This window comes from Legionellales bacterium (genome assembly GCA_026125385.1).
Classification (GTDB): domain Bacteria; phylum Pseudomonadota; class Gammaproteobacteria; order JAHCLG01; family JAHCLG01; genus JAHCLG01.
In genome coordinates, this window is sequence record JAHCLG010000003.1 from 1 (window position 1) to 18,525 (window position 18,525).

The window sequence follows — 18,525 nt, forward strand, 5'->3', positions numbered from 1 at the left end:
TTAAATTTAAGGCTGGGTGAATAAACGTAATAGCCAATCACTTCTAATTTATCGTTATAGGCTAAGGTAAACCGCAATAAACCGCGTTCTGTTGTCATGACTGAAGCAGCAACCAAGTGGGCGCGTTTATCTTCAGGTTTATCGGTGATGATCACTTGGCCAGATAGTTTAATTTTACCGAGTTTTCTCCGCAGTTTTTTCAGCATAGCCATATGTTCATCGGTATTTTCAATAAAATGCGTTTGATTAACGGTTTTCATGAACTCGTCAAAATTATTATTATCCCAGTAAGTTTCTAATTGTGAGAATTGTTGATTGATAATGGGTGTTGCCGATTTTACACTCACTCCACCGCATGCGGTTAAACTTAAAATAAACACTACGAGGAAAAAAAACTTCTGTTTCGACAAAAAATTCATTGGCAATTCCTTCTTAACCTATCCGTTGCAATTAACGTTAACAAATTTTTTAATGTTTAACAACTTGATAAAACGTTTCGCCTTGTTTGACCATACCCAATTCACTACGAGCACGTTCTTCAATGGCGGCCTCACCGTGTTTTAAATCTAACACTTCGGCGCTTAAGGCTTGATTACGATCGTTGAGTGCTTGATTTTCCATTTGTGCATTTTTCACTTGGCTATTTAATTGCAAGGATTCACGAACGCCGTCTCCTGCTAACCAAATTTTATATTGCAGCACCGCTAATAATGCAATTAATGCAATCCCTACTAATTTCATGATGTATTCCCTTAATCAAAGACTCGCGCAAACTGCGCATTTTCCCTCAACTCTTCTTCAATCCGTAATAATTGATTGTATTTTGCCATGCGATCGGTACGACATAAAGAACCGGTTTTAATTTGTCCGGCATTCACAGCCACGGCTAAATCCGCAATACTGGTATCTTCAGTTTCCCCCGAACGATGGGAAATAATCACACCATATTTTGCTTGTTGAGCAAGCTTTATTGCTTGCAAGGTTTCACTCACGGTACCAATTTGATTGAGTTTAATTAAAATCGCATTCGCAATGTGTTTATCGATACCTTGTTGCAAAATACGGGGATTAGTTACGAATAAATCGTCACCGACGAGTTGAATTTTTGAACCTAATTTTTCGGTTAATAATTTCCAAGACAGCCAATCGTTTTCTGCCATTCCATCTTCAATGCTGATAATAGGATAGCGCTCCACCCAGCGCGCTAAATAGTCGACAAATTCTGCGCCGGATAATTTTTTATTTTCCGATTGTAAATAATAAATATCATGCTCAAAAAATTCTGAACTTGCCACGTCCAGAGCTAAAGAAATATCTTCACCGGGTCGATATCCTGCGTGTTCGATGGCTTGCAAAATGACTTCAATGGCTTCTTGATTAGAATTTAAATTAGGCGCAAAGCCCCCTTCATCACCAACACTGGTGGTGAGTTTGCGATCGTGTAACACTTTTTTTAAGTGATGAAATACTTCAGTACCATAACGCAACGCTTCACTGAAACTAGGTGCGCCATGCGGTACGATCATAAATTCTTGCATATCAACATTATTATCAGCATGTGCGCCACCGTTAATGACATTCATTAATGGAATAGGTAACACGCGTGCTTTTTCACCTCCGAGGCTGCGATATAAGGGGACTGCTTGTAGTTTTGCGGAGGCATGCGCAAAGGCCAGTGAAACCGCTAAAATGGCATTGGCGCCTAAATGCGATTTATTCTCAGTACCGTCCAATTCTAATAAGCATTGATCAAACTGTTGTTGATCGCTAAAGGTTTGTCGAGTAATGGCTTTGGCAATGTCGACATTCACGTGTTTTACTGCAGTTAACACACTTTTACCCAAATAAAAGTGAGCTTCTTTATCGCGTAATTCCAAGGCTTCGCGCGAACCGGTGGAGGCACCCGAGGGTACACTCGCACGCGCAGTGATACCAGTGCTGAGCGTTAATTCCGCTTCGACGGTTGGATTACCCCTGGAATCGAGAATTTGTCGCGCATGTACGCGTTGTATTGTTATCATTTTCACCCTGCCCGCTTGGTTTAATTCATTCGATTCTACTCGAATTTTTAGGGTTATTAAACACTCATGGTTAGATTTTCTGCAGTAATAAAATTGTTGCCCTGAGATCGGTAAATTATGAAAAAGCTTTGAAGTTTTGCATCAAAGTGTTTCGAATATCATCAGTCGTAAGCATCGTTGTGATGTGCAAGGGATGTTGGCAAACTTGAGCTTGATTAAATAAACTGGGGGAATATTGAGGTTTTGGACGTGGTGCTATGACATCGGCTTGTAATATTTTATTAATTTCCTCATCTGCAAGTTTTGATAAATGGTAGAGTTGCAGAGGTTGGTGCTGTTTTATTAGCTGCAGCACGGTAATATTTTGATTTGTTTTAATCAATAAACCATCGCGCAATAGTTTTCGCCAAGGCTCGTGTATTTTCGCCAGTTCAATGATTTCTATTAGTAATAATGGCGAATAGCGAGCGATATGATGCATACCAGTCCACCCATAAAGATTGGCTTGTCTCAATAATCCAATGATCGTAGCTTGTAATAAAGGATTGGGGCTCTGAAATAATAATACTAAAGATTCTTGTAATCCAGCGTTCAAATGCTTTTGATTCGTTTGACTATAAAGAATTAATTCACTTAACCCTGAAGAAAAAATTTGATTTTTTTCGGCTAGTTTATCGCAAAGCAGACTCATCAGATTTGGATTTGAAAATGCTTGTTGGATGGTCAAAAATAATGATGTCTCATAATTTAAAAATTGTTTATCATAATTTATTCTCAACTCAGGCGCATTGCGCGCGAAACGCAGAGTTTCCAAAAGGTAATCTCTACATTCTAAAATAGCATGAAATTCGAATATCCTCTGGGTTGTCAATAAGACATAAAGTTTTTCGTATTTCTCGCGGATCACTTGATGAAGCAATAATACTCTTGAGTAAAAATTTGCGGGAATACCTGTTGTGCCCAGCAGAATAGTTTGAATTTTCCGCAATGACATTAACGGGCAGCGAACTCTTCTTAGCCAGAAATACAAATGAGCCCAATGCTTATCATCCAAAATAATGTAATAGAGTTGATTCTTTTGTGTGATATCGACTTGCGACAAATGCGAGACATAAATATCCGTTAAATAGGTAGCATATGCCGTCATAAAGCTATATAACCTCGGCAAGAGCCATTTAAAATTTAAGGCCTTAATTAACCCTCTCTCACCCTGATGATTAATTTGCAGGAGACCCTGCTCAATAACTTTTTGGGCATTGACTGAATGCTCACTATAGTTAAAAAATTGAATTAAGGTTTGTTCACAACCTGCATCTATTAATGCTGAAACTAAATTCCAGGATTGATAATAATAATGATAATAAAGGGCATTATTCAACGCAAAATCAATCGTTGGATTAATACTGGCTAATTCTAACAAACGCTCAAATATACTACTGTCCGGAGAAATGCTTAAGTCCAAACGGTTTGAATTCAAAAATTTTAATCCAAGTATTTCAGACTCGATATTGAGCAAATTAATTTTTATTTGCTCATCCCAAGTTGCGATATAAAAATCAAAATAGCCCCTATGGGATTTACTCATGTACTCAATAAATGATGTGGCATTCTCAAAGGGTATTTCAAAAGCCTGATTGTTTGCATCATAAAAATAATAGGCATATAGATCAGCATTGGGTTGGCCAATTCGCAAGGAATACGCATGCCTAATTTCTTCATTGACAAAATAAAGAATTAGATTTTGAGTCGATGGGTTGTGTCTTGCAAAGCTCTCTAACAGTTGTTGCAGTGAGGTAGTCAGCTTAAGGCAGTGAATAAGTGGTTTATCACCTTCTAGTGGCAAATTATTATCGGTTAATATTTCATATTGGTTTGCAGAGATTTGCAAAAATTTAGCAAAATTCTGCGTATAGAACACATAATCGCTAGCGCGTCGCAGTAAATCGTGTAAGGATGTAAATCCTCTGTCCGACGCCCAAAGTTCATAGTTTTGTTCTAAAGATTTTTCTTGCCCATCCCAGCGCGAAATGATGTCTAAATGATGTTGCCAAGATAAGTTTTTTTGCACGGCTGCCATATAAGAATAAACAATGGCAAACCCCACACAACAACCCTGAAGTTTGTTACCACAAAAAGCTTCCCACTCAGCTTCCGTCCAAACATGAGAATCATTTTTTTTTCGATCAATATCGCAAAAAGTTAATAACTGTTGAATGATCCAAGATTGTTGATATCGATAGACAGGTGGATTGGACAGCATTACTACCCAGATTAATTATTATTTTTAGTTGTTCATGATTTTACCACGCCATCGATTGCACGCAACTGTTTTAATAATTCCGACATTTTCGCTAAAGGCCAACTATTAGGACCATCGCTTAAGGCATTATCGGGATCGGGGTGGGTTTCCATGAAAATTCCAGCCACGCCAACTGCGACAGCGGCTTTGGCTAATGCCGGGACAAATTCGCGTTGACCGCCAGAGGTGGTGCCTTGTCCTCCTGGAAGTTGCACGGAATGAGTGGCATCGAAAACCACAGGGCAATGCGTTTCACGCATAATGATTAACGAGCGCATATCGGAAATTAAATTATTGTAACCAAAAGTAACACCACGTTCGCACACCATAATCTGCTGATTACCCACTGCTTGGGCTTTTTTCGCCACATGTTGCATATCCCAGGGTGCGAGGAATTGGCCTTTTTTAATATTGACGGGTAGGCCAAGACTTGCTACCGCTTGAATAAAATTCGTTTGTCGACATAAAAATGCCGGTGTTTGCAACACATCCACCACATCTGCGACTTCGTTTAATGGCGTATCTTCATGCACGTCGGTTAACACTGGCACGCCTATTTGGCTTTTCACTTTCGCCAAAATTTCCAAGCCTTTTTGCACACCTAAGCCTCGAAAACTGTGATGAGAGGAACGATTGGCTTTATCAAAAGAAGATTTATAAATAAAATGAATATTTAATTTTGCCGTCATTTCTTTTAATATGCTCGCCGTTTCTAACGCTAAACTTTCGCTTTCAATTACGCAAGGTCCTGCAATTAAAAAAAAGGGTTTATCGTTTCCTACTTCGAAGCCGCATAATTTCATTTGATGATTTCCTGAATAATAGGTTGAGTGGCACGTCTATGATTAGCCTGTTGAGATTTATATTGAATCGCCGCTTTAATAAAGCCACTGAATAGCGGATGCCCATCGCGCGGAGTGGAGGTAAATTCAGGGTGAAATTGACAACCCACAAACCAAGGATGTTCGGGAAGCTCAATCATCTCTACAAGATTACCATCGCGCGAACGCCCTGCAATTAACAGTCCCTGTGCGCTGAGTTGATCGAGATAATAATTATTCACTTCATAACGATGACGATGACGCTCAATAATACAATCTTGTTGATAAAGCGATTGCGCTAAGCTGCCAGCGGTTAAATAGCATTCGTAAGCGCCTAAACGCATGGTGCCACCGAGGTCGGATTTTTTCGATCGTTTTTCAACAGTACCGGTTGGCGTTGTCCATTCTGTGATTAAGCCCACCACCGGATGCGGTGTATCAGGATTAAATTCCGTGCTATTGGCTTTTTCTAAATGCGCTTTATGGCGAGCAATTTCGACTAACGCTAATTGCATGCCTAAACAAATTCCTAAAAAGGGAATTTTTTGCTCGCGGGCAAATTGAATGGCTTTTATTTTTCCTTCAATGCCACGCTCACCAAATCCACCAGGCACTAAAATAGCGTCGACATCCTCGAGTAAAGCCGGTTTGTTTTTTTCGAGTTCTTCTGAATCCACATAGCGTATATGAACTAAGGTTTGCGTTTTAATTCCGGCATGACGCAATGCTTCGGTTAATGATTTATACGAATCGGCTAAATCGACATATTTTCCTACCATAGCAACCGTGATTTCATGTTGAGGATGGGCCTGCGCGTCGATTACGGCTTGCCATTCGCTTAAATCGGCGGCTTGCACGGTTAAATTTAATTTTTCCACCACAAAATTATCGACACCCTGCTCATGCAAAGCGAGAGGAATTTTATAAATACTATTCATGTCTTCCAGCGAAATAACCGCGCGCTCTTCGACATTGGTAAATAAAGCAATTTTATAGCGTTCTTTACTGGGCAAACCTTTTTCCGAACGACAAATTAACATATCGGGCTGGATCCCGATGGAGCGCAATTCTTTCACGGAATGTTGTGTGGGTTTGGTTTTCATTTCTCCCGCAGAAGGAATATAAGGCACCAGGGTTAAATGGATAAACAAGACGCGATGAGAGCCTAAATCAATGCGCATTTGGCGAATGGCTTCTAAGAACGGTAACGATTCAATGTCGCCAACGGTACCACCCACTTCGATTAACGCGACGTCGGATTTACCCGCGGCTTTTTTGATTAACTGTTTGATTTCATCGGTGACATGGGGGATGACTTGCACAGTGCCGCCCAAATAATCGCCACGACGCTCTTTGCGCAAGACATTCGCATAGACTTGACCGGCTGTAAAATTATTATCGCGAGAAGTTTTAATGCGAACAAAACGTTCGTAATGCCCCAAGTCTAAATCGGTTTCCGCACCATCTTCGGTAACAAACACTTCACCGTGTTGAAAAGGACTCATGGTACCTGGATCGAGATTTAAATAAGGATCCATTTTAATTAAATTAACCTTTAACCCACGTGCTTCTAATAACGTGGCAAGTGACGCAATGGCTATCCCCTTACCCAACGAAGAAACCACGCCACCAGTGACGAAAACATAACAAGTCATGAGAATCCTTTATAGAAATTTACAAACAAAAGATGGGAGTTTATTGTATCAAAATGGGGGGATTTTACAATGTTTAAACAAGAAAGTTTGTTTAAACATTTATCTTGGTGAAGTTTAAACTCCTAAGAAAAAGAAGAAAACGCTGCTGAGTTTCTCAAATGAGAAGTAAAATCCGTCCCCGAAAGATCAACCATCACTGTATTATTTTTAATATATTTGTCAATTAAATTTTTTTGTTGTAAATGATACCCCATTGAATCTGCGCAATAACCAGTAAGGCTATGCGCGTTCGGGCCATGCCCGTCAAATACCATCATAAAATATTTTTGATTTAAATTTTTGTTTGGTTCAACAATATAAGCCACATAGGAAATATCATCCAGTGATTCATCCACTCTTCTTGCAGAATTTCCCAAGTTGGCTAATAATATTGGCAACAAATTTTTAAAAGGGTTTTCAGGGTTAACTTTTCTTTTTAGGTAAACTCGATGAATTAATTTCCGTAGATGTTCTTCATTTTCTGTTAATGTATCACCCAAGATTAAACCATCCGTTGCGGCTAATACAAAATAAATAAAATCAGATTGAAGTTCGATATCCTTGTTAAATTCATGCGGCGTTCTCGGTAAATCGGGACTATGAAGATCACCAATACTACTGGACATATTAACTCTTAACCTACCTAGTTTATCATAAAAACGATAGGATGATTTATTATTTTCTTGACCTATATAACCTGCTCCAAGTTGCTCATTAATTTCTTTTCTTTGCGCTTCATCATTTAAGTTTCCAGATTGGCTTCGCAAAGTATGAATAATGATATCTTTATCTTGAAGAGCTGGCAGATCGCCGTTGCGAATTCCCACACAATATACTTTTGAATCCCCCCAATTTAATGTTTTTAGTTTAATGGTTGGTAAAGAATTGTTATTAAGCACTTCAAAGGCAATCACTGATAATGTGCTACCAGCTTCTTTCCCATACTGAACAAATCGAGAATTATTGTTTGGTAATTCCACAATACATGTTTTTAGTTGTGAACAAAATTCTTCAATTTGAGAGTTGGGATTCAATGTTCCATACACACACAAATCTTGGTTGCGATATTTTGCTTTCCCTTTATTCCGAATGTTTTCTATAGTGCAAAATATCATTCCATATTGGTCTGTTACCTGAATACTTTCTGCGACACTCGCTGCTTTTACTTTTTTCTCTGCTTCTTCTGTTGAGGTATTTGATTGAGATAGATGCGTGGTTTGGAAAGCCAGCGAATCCTCAGTGACTTTACGGTGCTTTCTCAGCTGCGGCTCAGTCTTCTCTAGAGGGCTAGCAGCTTTTCTTTTCTGACTATTTTTAGCAGCGGCAATAACTTTTTGAAGATCTAAACCTGAAATTATTTGAGCCATGGAACTTGAACTATTACTATCATCACTAATTTCTTTTTGATTAGAATCTGAATTATCGCCAGCACCAGTGATTTTTTGCAGGAGGTTGGGATCATTGCCAAGCATTATTTAACCTTATTTGTTATTCTTTTTCTCAGGGCAGAAAGTTATCATATTTAAAAAAAATAAGCAAAGCTATACCCTTGAGGATGCAGATTTTTCAGATCGCATCATTCCACAGCTTAACCACGGGATGATGCATTTTTTCTTTTACAAAAAGGATAATTCGACTTAAAATTAATAAATGAAAATTTTATGTAATTGCAACTATACTCATTGCCCATGAGGTAACCCCATGAATTTAACTAAACTGGTCACCGATCGCATACTCAATGGTAACCCAGACGACGACGAAGGTAGTGCGGGTGGGCATCAAGGGTTTGCGCGCGATTTCATTACCCTGCCCCCAGAAGATTTTTATAGCGGACAATCGCATTCGGCCCCTCATCATCCTTTGCTGGCCAAAGAGCGCTATTTTAGCGGAGTTTTTGGGCGCAGCCGTCAGGGTGGCAGTAGCACACTCAATCCCCAAGTGACTAATAATGAATTAGCCTTGCAAAATCGCTTGGCTCATCAACTGGGTAATACCAAACGTTTAATGAATACGCCGCGCTTTACTAAAACCTAATGAGATCGCTACAATAAAATTTTTCATGATACTAAAAGGTAACCCATGTCGCTGAGTGACGCCATTATCGAGCAAAATATTGCGCTGATTGAGCGCTATCTTAAGCAAGGTGTCGATGTGAATGAAATCGATAATTATGGCTACACACCCTTAATTGAAGCGGCTATTGTGAATAACGTCGAAATTGCAGAGCGTCTCATTGCTAACGGCGCGATTGTTAATCAGCAAGATATGGCGGGTAATACCGCGCTGCACTGGGCTACCGACAATAGTAATCTAGAACTCACCACCCTACTCCTGCAACATCAAGCTAATCCCAATATTTTTAATCTTGGCGCACAAAGCCCATTGGTGAAACCTGTGCTACGTGAACATAAGGAATTAAAAAATCTCTTATACCAACACGGCGGCGATTTAAAATTTGCTCAAGATTTTATTAATGCTAAATTGATTGCGCATCGCTTTGAGTTAACGGGCACCACCTATATCGTCGATCCGAATAATGTGTTTATTGAAATGGAACTTGAGGGATTTTTTTTAGAATTCACCTTGAATATAATTCGACAATCCTTAGAACGTTATCAAAATAATTTTGCTGCCCGTCACATGCGTTTATTTTTTGATAATCTTAAAATCATTACTCAGGCGTTAGCGATTGCCGCTGAATTAATTCGTTATCAACAATACGCAATGGATCGACAACCGTTATATCAACGTATTCAGCAACTCTTGCAAAACAATCCTCTCATTATTCCCTTTTCTTATGAGGGGCATGCGGTGGGAGCTGTTAAATTTAATCAATGGTTAGCGATTTGTGATCGCGGAGAAATGAGTAAAAAGCTGGGGAGTGTGAATATTTATCGGATTACGCAGCCGAATGCCTTAACGCCCGACTTTTATCACACTATTTTTTATGAGAAATTATCTAAATCGTTTATGGAAAAGCAGCTTTATCAAATTTTAGGGTTGCAAAAAATTGCCGATTTACCTTTAAGCTCACAAATCACTGGCAATTGTTCTTGGGCGAATATTGAAGCATTAATTCCCACCTTATTATTTATGCTGGCCCTGAAAAATCAGCAGCATAATGTCTTAGATATTGAAAGCGAAAAACAAGCGGCATTGAATTTTTATCGTCATTGGGTGGAATGGGATAAAGATATCGCCCTCGGTGAATGTGTGAATAGTTTTCAGTATTCCTCGCCCGCGGCGCGTGCCAGTAAAGTTGAGTTATTAGCCATGATTATTGCTCAACAGTTAAAATACAATGAACCGCATGATATTGAGCGCGCTGAACTGATGATGCCGGTACTCACTCATCCCGATTACAGTTATGTGATTAAAGCGTATTTAAAAGTATTTCAACAACACCCCGACGATAAAACCGCAGCCAATTTTATTCGCTTAGCACAATTGTTCGACCTGCACTAAATTTTAGTGGTATACTTTTTCGCAATTCTTAAAAGCAATCAACTAGGAAAACAGTATGTTTGAAACTTTAACTGAACGTTTAAGTAAAACCATCAAAGATCTCACCGGACGCGGTCGCTTAACCGAAGATAACATCAAGGATTCTCTGCGCGAAGTGCGCTTAGCACTCTTAGAAGCCGATGTGGCGTTGCCCGTCGTCAAATCATTTATTGATGACATTAAAGAGCAGGCGTTGGGTCAGGAGGTTATGCAAAGTTTATCGCCTGGACAAGCCTTGATTAAAATCGTCCATGAAAAATTAATTGCCATGATGGGTGAAAGCGTCACCGATATTAATTTCAACGCCCAGCCTCCGGTGGTAATTTTAATGGCTGGTTTACAAGGTTCGGGTAAAACCACCACCGTGGGTAAACTTGCGAAAACCTTAAAAGAAAAACGCCAGAAAAAAGTCTTAGTCACCAGTTGCGATATTTATCGTCCTGCCGCTATCAAACAATTAGAAACGCTGGCTCACACATTACAAGTCGATTTTTTTCCAAGCCTTACCACGGATAATCCTCTTCAAATTGCTAAAAATGCCATTGAGCAAGCGAAAAAAAGTTTTGCTGATGTGGTAATTATCGATACGGCGGGACGCCTACATATCGATAATGAAATGATGGATGAAATTAAAAATATTCATAACGCCATTCAGCCGACTGAAACGCTCTTTGTGGTAGATAGCATGACCGGTCAAGATGCGGCAAACACCGCCAAAGCCTTTAACGATGCATTGCCGTTAACCGGTGTCGTCTTAACCAAAATCGATGGCGATGCGCGCGGTGGTGCGGCCTTATCCATTCGTTATCTCACCGGTAAACCGATTAAATTTTTAGGCGTGGGCGAAAAATTAGATGCTCTTGAGCCTTTTCATCCTGAACGGATTGCTTCGCGAATTTTAGGCATGGGCGATGTCTTAAGTTTAATTGAGCAAGTCGAAGAAAAAATCGATAAACAACAAGCCGATAAACTCGCTAAAAAATTAAAAAAAGGTAAAAAATTTGATTTAGAAGATTTTCGCGAACAGTTAAAACAAATGAATAAACTGGGTGGCGTTGCTTCGCTCATGGATAAATTGCCTGGAAATATGGGAGAGATGGCAAAAAAAATCAAGCAACAAGATCCTAATAAAATGGTTAAACGGATGGAAGCCATTATTAATTCCATGACCGTACAGGAACGGCGTTTTCCGCAAATTATTAAAGGTTCACGCAAACGGCGTATTGCTGAAGGGTCGGGGACAGACATTCCCGATGTTAATAAATTATTAAAACAATTTGCGCAAATGCAAAAAATGTTACAAAAATTCAGTAAAGGTGGCATGAAAAATATGATGCGCAGCATGCAAGGCATGATGTCGCAACAAGGCGGTGGGGGATTTCCGCCGTTTGGTTAGTTAATAAATAATCGCTATTAATAAAGGGAATTATTATGTTGAGTTTATTTTATAAAGCTTTCCCACTCTTAGCCGTTATATCTCAAGTTTCAGCGGGCTGCGTGGAGTTCCGAGACACCGCTACGACAATGTGTTGTGATGGTGGCATATCCTGGAAGGGCAATGAAATAACTTGCATTGATGGCGAGCCTGTTAAAATTACTCAATTAAATGCTAATTCAGAACAGTTTATCTCGGAACTCATTTCATTGTTACTTTCTCTACAAGAAAAAACGCCCGATCGCATAATGACTGTTTTACTTGTACTGATTACTTTGTTATTAGTAACCAGTAATGATTTAAGAGAAAAAATCACATCATCTTCAAAGACATTGTTTTCTACTCTGCTGGATTCAGTGCAAGGTAAAGAGAAAAAACTCCAGCAAATACACCTAAAAGAAAAATTAGAACTATTTAAAAATGAATTATTTCAGCAAAATATTGTTCTCGATTTTACTATAACTGCTCATGATACTGTCGAAGTTGAAGGAGCTCAATGTAATATAAAAAAACTAAAAGGTATAATTAAATGGCAAGAAATTGATGATCCTGAAAAAGGAGAAATAATACTCGTACCAACAAAAAAGAGAGCCCAACTTATGACTCGTCTTAAATTTAGTGTAGCCAATACTATAGTAATGGACACTATCGAAGCATGGATGAAGTCTATTAACGCGAACTTGCGAATGCACCACTGAGATATACTCATCACCCTTCCATATGCGACTTTCTCCAAAAAAGAAATATGCGTCATCCCGCATCTTCATTGGCGAGCGGTATAGCATTGCAATCGTTGCTACACATCAAATTTTCAGTGGCTCGTGGCTTATAATAAAAAATCGCTTCCCATTAACCACAAAATCCAGTAAAATGCACGGCTTTTGTAAGATAGAACAATTAGTTAGAGGAAAAAAACATGGTTGTGGTTCGTCTATCCCGTGGTGGCGCTAAGAAAAAGCCCTTTTATCACTTAGTTGCTACCGATAAACGCAATGCGCGTGATGGTCGCTTTATTGAAAAGTTAGGTTATTTTAACCCTATGGCACGTGGCGCGGAAGTACGTTTTCACGTCAATGCAGAACGTTTGCAACATTGGCAAGCACAAGGCGCGCAATTATCCGATCGCGTCAGTGCACTCGTCAAAGAGCACGAAAAAGCGTCTGTAGCGGCTTAATGATTGAACAAACATTCGATCCCGTTATTGTTGGCCGCTTTGGGGCAGCATATGGGATCAAAGGATGGGTACACGTACAATCGTTTACCGATCCTTTAGATAATATTTTGAATTATTTTCCTTGGCATATACAGCGCCAAGGACAGTGGCAAGAAATCGCGATCGCCAACGCCAAATTGCACGGAACAGGTTTAGTCGTGCAAGTTGCAGGCTGTAATGATCGCGATCTTGCCCGTTTGTATACCAATAATTTAATCGCAATTGATTTTAAACAATTGCCCGATTTAAGCAACGATGAATATTATTGGGAAGAGTTACTGAATTTAACGGTGGTGAATTTAGAGCAAATTGTCTTAGGCAAGGTTACTCAAATTCTCGCAACTGGCGCAAATGATGTGTTAGTGGTAAAAGACAACCAGCAAAAAGAACGCTTAATTCCGTTTACAATGGGACAAGCTATCAAGCAAGTTGATCTCAATAGCCAGATAATAACCGTCGATTGGGACGCCGATTTTTAAGGAGCATTCACAGGAAATGAAAATTGGCATTATTAGCCTATTTCCCGAAATGTTCCGCGCCCTCCACCACGGCATTACTGGTCGTGCCTTGGAAAAGGGCTTGCTTGATTTGTATTTTTATCATCCGCGTGATTTCACGCAGGATAAACATCGCAATGTCGATGATAAACCATACGGCGGCGGGCCAGGAATGGTCATGATGTATCAACCGCTGGCTGCAGCAATCCAAGCTGCAAAAAAGGATTTAGGTGTTAACACACCGGTAATTTTTATGACGCCGCAAGGCCAATCTCTCAAACATGAGAGTGTGGTTAAAACATCGCAACACGAAGCGATTATACTGCTTGCAGGGCGTTATGAGGGCATCGATGAACGTATTCGTCAACAGTTTGTCGATGTCGAATGGTCTTTGGGTGACTATGTAATCAGTGGTGGCGAATTAGCTGCCATGGTGGTAATCGATGCAATCATCCGGCAATTGCCTGGAGCATTGGGAAATGAGCAGTCTTTAATAGAAGACTCATTTGTTAATGGATTTCTCGATCATCCCCATTACACACGCCCTGAAGTGATTGATGATTTGCCTGTGCCTAGCGTATTAATGAGTGGTGACCACCAAGCAATAAAACGCTGGCGCTTAAAACAATCCATCGGCCGCACCTGGCAACGGCGTCCCGATGTATTCAATAGCCGGCAGTTATCAAACGAACAACAACGTTTGTTAGATGAATTTATTGCAGAACATGGAGCAACAAAATGAGTAACATTATTGCAGAACTCGAAGCAGAACAATTAAAAAAAGATATTCCCGATTTTCAAGCCGGAGATACCTTACTGGTGCAAGTGCGCGTGATGGAAGGTACCCGCGAACGCTTACAAGCCTTTGAAGGCATTGTCATTGCAAAATCCAACCGTGGTTTAAACTCGTCGTTTACCGTGCGCAAAATTTCTCACGGCGAAGGTGTCGAGCGCGTATTCCAAACTCACAGCCCGAGCATTGCCAGCATCACGCTAAAACGCCGTGGTGATGTGCGTCGCGCTAAACTCTATTATCTCCGCGACTTAGCCGGCCGCGCCGCTCGCATCAAAGAAAAATTAGTCAGCAAAGACAAAGCCGAAGCCAGCGTAACCACTCAAGATTAATCAACGGTTATCTGCTTGTCTAACCCATAACGTTAGTTATTATCTAAAAACATATCCCGTGGCAAACCTGCGGGATATGTTGTTTATAGCTAAGCAAATTTTTTTCTTTGATCGCACAGTTTAATAACCTAGCTCTTGTCAGTGGAGCAAAAATGACTTATCATTTAAATACCTATAAAGTATGCCCGCATACGTTATTCAATTATGTAATGAAAACAATAGGATAAATCAACATGCCTTTATTTCGCGGTCGTAATGATATTCAACCCGTTTCCGATTCAGACGTCTTAAGAAAAGAAAATGAAAAAGCCTTAGACAATTTTTTATTATATAAGAAAAAAGGAAACATTGAGACGATTTATCCTGTTTCCAATGTTCCAGGGCGGTCAAAAGCGCTATCTGCAGATAAGTATTCTAAAGAAACATTTACAATAAGTAGTAACAACGCTACTCCTGAAAATTGTTTGCCAGTATGGGCTGATAAAGCGACATCACGTTATCAAAAACTTAGACAAGTTCAATTTGAATATCAATCAAAGAAACAACAAGAGCATGAACCCTCATCATTAAATGCAACCAATGCACCAACCAACGATTCAGCAAGTCAAGCTAAGCAAGCCCCACCACCTAACACTAAAGAACGACAGATCGATGTCATCAATAAAAATGGCGAATATCACTCTTTTGTTTGGCATGCAACCGCCGACAAAATCCGTGAAGCGGTGAGATGGAATTTAGTTTCCACGCAAGCAGCCACCTCGCAAGTCATCGGAAAATTAGGCCATTACCGTATGATTTTTTTGGAGCGCGTGCAAAATGGTATTGTGAGTAATCGTGCTACCGCCAAATTAGCATTGTTGGATTTCACTCAAGATCGTATTGAGTTACTACAAGAATTAGAGCGCATGACCAATTGCGCAAATACTCGAGAAGAGTTTGTATCTGCTATCAATCGCTATAAAACGAATATTACCGCGTTGTTTGGAACGTATGAAACTCAACTCAAACATAATATTAAAAAGACTAATTACGAGACACTAAAGACCAATGAAATCGCGCGTATCGATGAGTATTTAAAGACTATTCCCACAGATAATGGCGCCGACTTAACCGACTTCAACCGCTCTACTGGCGTGCGCTCAGTTTTTACCTTTGTTAAACAACAATTATTGCACCACTTGCGCGAAAGCCAAATGTTGAATCAGTTAATGACGTATTCTACTCAACCTGGCTTTGCCGCAACGCGCGGCGATTTGAATAGCGCCATTGAAGATGGCGTACGCGTCATTTTAGATTACGAAGCCGATCCTCACAATCCAATCCTCCCGGAGCATCAAGGAATATTTGGAGTCGGTAATGAAAAAGTGGCCTACCATTCTAAAAAATTATTGCGAGATGAAGCAGATGATCAAGCTGGAATGGCGATTACTTTTATTGAAGGTTACAATCAATTTGTTCTTGACAACAACAATATTAGTAGGGTTAAAAATCAAAACGAGGATCAAGCAAACGATTTAAATAAAAATTTAAAAACAACTCCTTACACCAAATGGCGTGCCGATGGAGGGATGTTAACCAGCCTAAAAAAAGCCAGCAAATGGTTGTGGAATATATCAACGGGCTTGTTATTGGGGTTATTTATTGACTTTCCTTTTGGATTTCTCGCTTCCCTTATTACGTTCGGGAACCTCAAACTCCCATCACTTGCAAATAAAGTTCGCTTAGCAGATACCGTAAGCTCGCATGCCCCTGTTTTAAATGGCACCGACATGTGCAATCGAATGAAACCCACTCGAGATGGACTCGGTACTCGTGTGGGTCACTTTCTTGGGAATTTAATAGCAAATGTGGTAAAAGACATTGCCTATGGCTTAAAAGACGTCGCTTCACAATGGTCAGTAAAATTAGTTAGGCAAGTGCGCGATGATTATAATCGAGCGGAGCAGGAGAATTTAGACACTAAAGAGGTATTAGATGCCATTGAAAAAAATGACTTAAAACCGAAAACTGAAGCTACTGAGCAGATTCCAGAAAATCCCTCAATTTATGATAAGATTGCAACGGCCAAATCAAGGCTAAAACTAATCAACACAAGTTCTTCTTCAACACATTCACCTACCTCGAAATTTGCAACTGTTCCATACGATCTAAGCCCAGGTGAATGGAACGACTTACTCAGCGCTGCCGCGCATGGTGGCGATCGCTTTCTCAACTTTTTCATGCACAACATTTATGCTAAACATCCATTCACAGGCCTAGTTTTTACCCTAACATTTGCGGCGGGAGGTTTTGCAGTGTTAACTCCCAGTTTAGTGAAATTTCTGGGACCGAGTTATCTTGGCTTTTCGAAATCCCTAGGCACAGCTATGGCTCATGGTACAACTTCTTCTGCTGTGGCTGGTGGTTTCATGCAGGCAAAAATGGCTGCAGCGCTGGTTGAACTTACTTTACATGGTCCGCGCAGTTGGTTTGTGAAAGGTTTAAAAGATTTGGAGCGCGACCCTGCCACTGCCATTGTTTACACTGCTGTAGCCTTAAGTCTAGGAGCGGCCATTGCCTTTAAACTCAATGTTCCCTGGTTAAGTGAACACATTCGTGAAGATCTCGGCACATTTTGGCCAGCAGCCCTAGGCTTTGCAGGTGCGAAATTAGGTGCTGTAGTCTATGAAGTTCTAAAGGAACCTGAAGCCACTCGTGAGGCAAAAATATCGGCAGCTCGCGCAGAATTAACAGCGATTCTTACAGAAGCACACAGTAAAAAATTTCCAAATGCTTCAGAGCAAGAGAGAAATACAGCAGTGGATAAGTTGGTCACTCAAATTTCAACGAATACAACTCATCAAATCACTAAACGTATAGAGCAAGCTAAAATTATCTACTTTTTACGAGAGCATAACGAACACTTAACAAAAATTAGCGATGCTAATAAATTAAAACTGGCTAGACTAATTGAAGCTAAATTTGAAAATCCGCAGCAAGTACACTCCTTAAAACAATATCTCTACCCTACCCCTAAAGAATCCATCGTTAGAACCACAATAAAATTAATCGGTAGTTATGTTGCTTTTTGTTTGCGATTCATTGCAGCTCTTGGCTCTTCAGCAATCCAAAAAAACTCCGCGCCTCTTGCTGCGTGCTCACAAGATTTTAAATATAAACTCGCAAAAGATTTGACACGTGTAGCCCGCTCTTTTTCCAAAATAACTAAAACGGTTGCTGGATTTTTTCGCTATATGGGCAGAATGCTCGGCGATGTTTTTGGAAACAGTGTAGCAGGTAGACTTGGAGCTGAAGAAACTACCATCGATAATTATGCACTATCGGCTAAACTAGATAGCTCCTATGAGTCAATGAGACAAAGCTTATCTACTCCTGTAGACGCCGCGGTGCGTTACGTAGAAACAGCTCATCCACTAGTTGCAGGTCAGGCAACTTTACTATCGGATGACTTGATAATGGCGAGCACACCTACAACGACGCATTCAGTAGATCAGCAATCACCAAGTAGTTTAAGCAACTCAAGTAGCTCAAGTAGCTCAAGTAGCTCAAGTAGCTCAAGTAGCTCAAGTAGCTCAGCGTATTCATCTTCTGCGAATAATCAAGAAAAGCCCGAAACCAGATTTAAAATGCCTCTTTTGGGAAGTTACAAAACATAAAGTTTAAAGCAAACTTTATGTTGGTATAATGTTTTTTTTTCATGCCACCGCAGAAAATTGCGAGATACAATGTTAACCGCTATTAGTTAGCTTGATATCATTAGCGATGACAATCAGGCTCGTTTTTTTGCACGCATTCGTCTTCGCAGGCTTGTAAATCGCTTCTGCCGCCGCTTTGGCATTCCACTTGACAATTTTGTCAATTTAAAATCATTAAACCTGAGATATTCAACCTATCCGAATATTAGCTACTTATTTAT

General features: G+C 40.0%; 16 protein-coding genes. 9 read left to right on the forward strand and 7 right to left on the reverse strand.

Translation table 11 applies throughout. The annotated features are described in order from the left end of the window. From KIT27_01680 to KIT27_01710, 7 genes are all read right to left on the reverse strand, one after another. Nucleotides 1-419 (reverse strand): hypothetical protein (locus KIT27_01680; protein MCW5588350.1); only part of this gene is annotated, 419 nt, incomplete at its 3' end. A gap of 49 nt (nucleotides 420-468) precedes the next feature. Continuing rightward, nucleotides 469-741, reverse strand: a complete 273-nt coding sequence (gene ftsB / locus KIT27_01685) for a cell division protein FtsB (protein MCW5588351.1) — start codon at nucleotides 739-741, stop codon at nucleotides 469-471. Nucleotides 742-752: 11 nt separating this feature from the next. Next, entirely contained in the window at nucleotides 753-2,021 is a 1,269-nt protein-coding gene (eno, locus tag KIT27_01690; GenBank protein ID MCW5588352.1) for a phosphopyruvate hydratase, read from the reverse strand. A 115-nt stretch (nucleotides 2,022-2,136) separates the two neighbouring features. Continuing rightward, a complete protein-coding gene (locus KIT27_01695; GenBank protein MCW5588353.1) occupies nucleotides 2,137-4,281 on the reverse strand; it encodes a hypothetical protein in 2,145 nt (714 codons plus the stop codon). Between the two features lie 32 nt (nucleotides 4,282-4,313). Beyond that, entirely contained in the window at nucleotides 4,314-5,123 is an 810-nt protein-coding gene (gene kdsA, locus KIT27_01700; GenBank protein ID MCW5588354.1) for a 3-deoxy-8-phosphooctulonate synthase, read from the reverse strand. Next, nucleotides 5,120-6,796 carry a CTP synthase gene (locus KIT27_01705; GenBank protein ID MCW5588355.1) on the reverse strand — a complete coding sequence of 559 codons (1,677 nt, stop codon included), beginning with the start codon at nucleotides 6,794-6,796 and terminating at the stop codon, nucleotides 5,120-5,122. Before KIT27_01705 ends, kdsA begins: the two co-directional genes overlap by 4 nt. Nucleotides 6,797-6,918: 122 nt before the next feature. Next, on the reverse strand, nucleotides 6,919-8,307 hold the full coding sequence (locus KIT27_01710) for a hypothetical protein (protein MCW5588356.1): 1,389 nt from the start codon (nucleotides 8,305-8,307) through the stop codon (nucleotides 6,919-6,921). Between the two features lie 229 nt (nucleotides 8,308-8,536). On the opposite strand from KIT27_01710, the gene KIT27_01715 reads away from it, so the two are divergent. The 9 genes from KIT27_01715 (at nucleotide 8,537) to KIT27_01755 (ending at nucleotide 18,265) form a co-directional block, all read left to right on the forward strand. Next, the gene (locus tag KIT27_01715; protein ID MCW5588357.1) at nucleotides 8,537-8,869 is read left to right on the forward strand and encodes a hypothetical protein; all 333 of its coding nucleotides are present in this window, start codon (nucleotides 8,537-8,539) and stop codon (nucleotides 8,867-8,869) included. Between the two features lie 45 nt (nucleotides 8,870-8,914). Then, nucleotides 8,915-10,300: an ankyrin repeat domain-containing protein gene (locus KIT27_01720; GenBank protein ID MCW5588358.1), complete on the forward strand. Its 1,386-nt coding sequence runs from the start codon at nucleotides 8,915-8,917 to the stop codon at nucleotides 10,298-10,300. Nucleotides 10,301-10,355: 55 nt separating this feature from the next. After that, entirely contained in the window at nucleotides 10,356-11,735 is a 1,380-nt protein-coding gene (gene ffh / locus KIT27_01725; GenBank protein ID MCW5588359.1) for a signal recognition particle protein, read from the forward strand. A 35-nt stretch (nucleotides 11,736-11,770) separates the two neighbouring features. Then, nucleotides 11,771-12,472, forward strand: a complete 702-nt coding sequence (locus KIT27_01730) for a hypothetical protein (protein ID MCW5588360.1) — start codon at nucleotides 11,771-11,773, stop codon at nucleotides 12,470-12,472. 218 nt (nucleotides 12,473-12,690) lie between these two features. Then, a complete protein-coding gene (gene rpsP / locus KIT27_01735) occupies nucleotides 12,691-12,948 on the forward strand; it encodes a 30S ribosomal protein S16 (protein MCW5588361.1) in 258 nt (85 codons plus the stop codon). Further along, complete coding sequence (rimM, locus tag KIT27_01740) at nucleotides 12,948-13,466, forward strand: ribosome maturation factor RimM (protein MCW5588362.1); 519 nt, start codon at nucleotides 12,948-12,950, stop codon at nucleotides 13,464-13,466. The genes rpsP and rimM overlap by 1 nt, the downstream gene beginning before the upstream one ends. A gap of 16 nt (nucleotides 13,467-13,482) precedes the next feature. Then, nucleotides 13,483-14,226, forward strand: coding sequence for a tRNA (guanosine(37)-N1)-methyltransferase TrmD (gene trmD, locus KIT27_01745; protein MCW5588363.1), 744 nt, complete (start codon nucleotides 13,483-13,485; stop codon nucleotides 14,224-14,226). Then, nucleotides 14,223-14,609, forward strand: a complete 387-nt coding sequence (rplS, locus tag KIT27_01750) for a 50S ribosomal protein L19 (GenBank protein ID MCW5588364.1) — start codon at nucleotides 14,223-14,225, stop codon at nucleotides 14,607-14,609. The genes trmD and rplS overlap by 4 nt, the downstream gene beginning before the upstream one ends. A 233-nt stretch (nucleotides 14,610-14,842) precedes the next feature. Beyond that, nucleotides 14,843-18,265, forward strand: coding sequence for a hypothetical protein (locus KIT27_01755; GenBank protein ID MCW5588365.1), 3,423 nt, complete (start codon nucleotides 14,843-14,845; stop codon nucleotides 18,263-18,265). Nucleotides 18,266-18,525 lie beyond the last annotated feature (260 nt).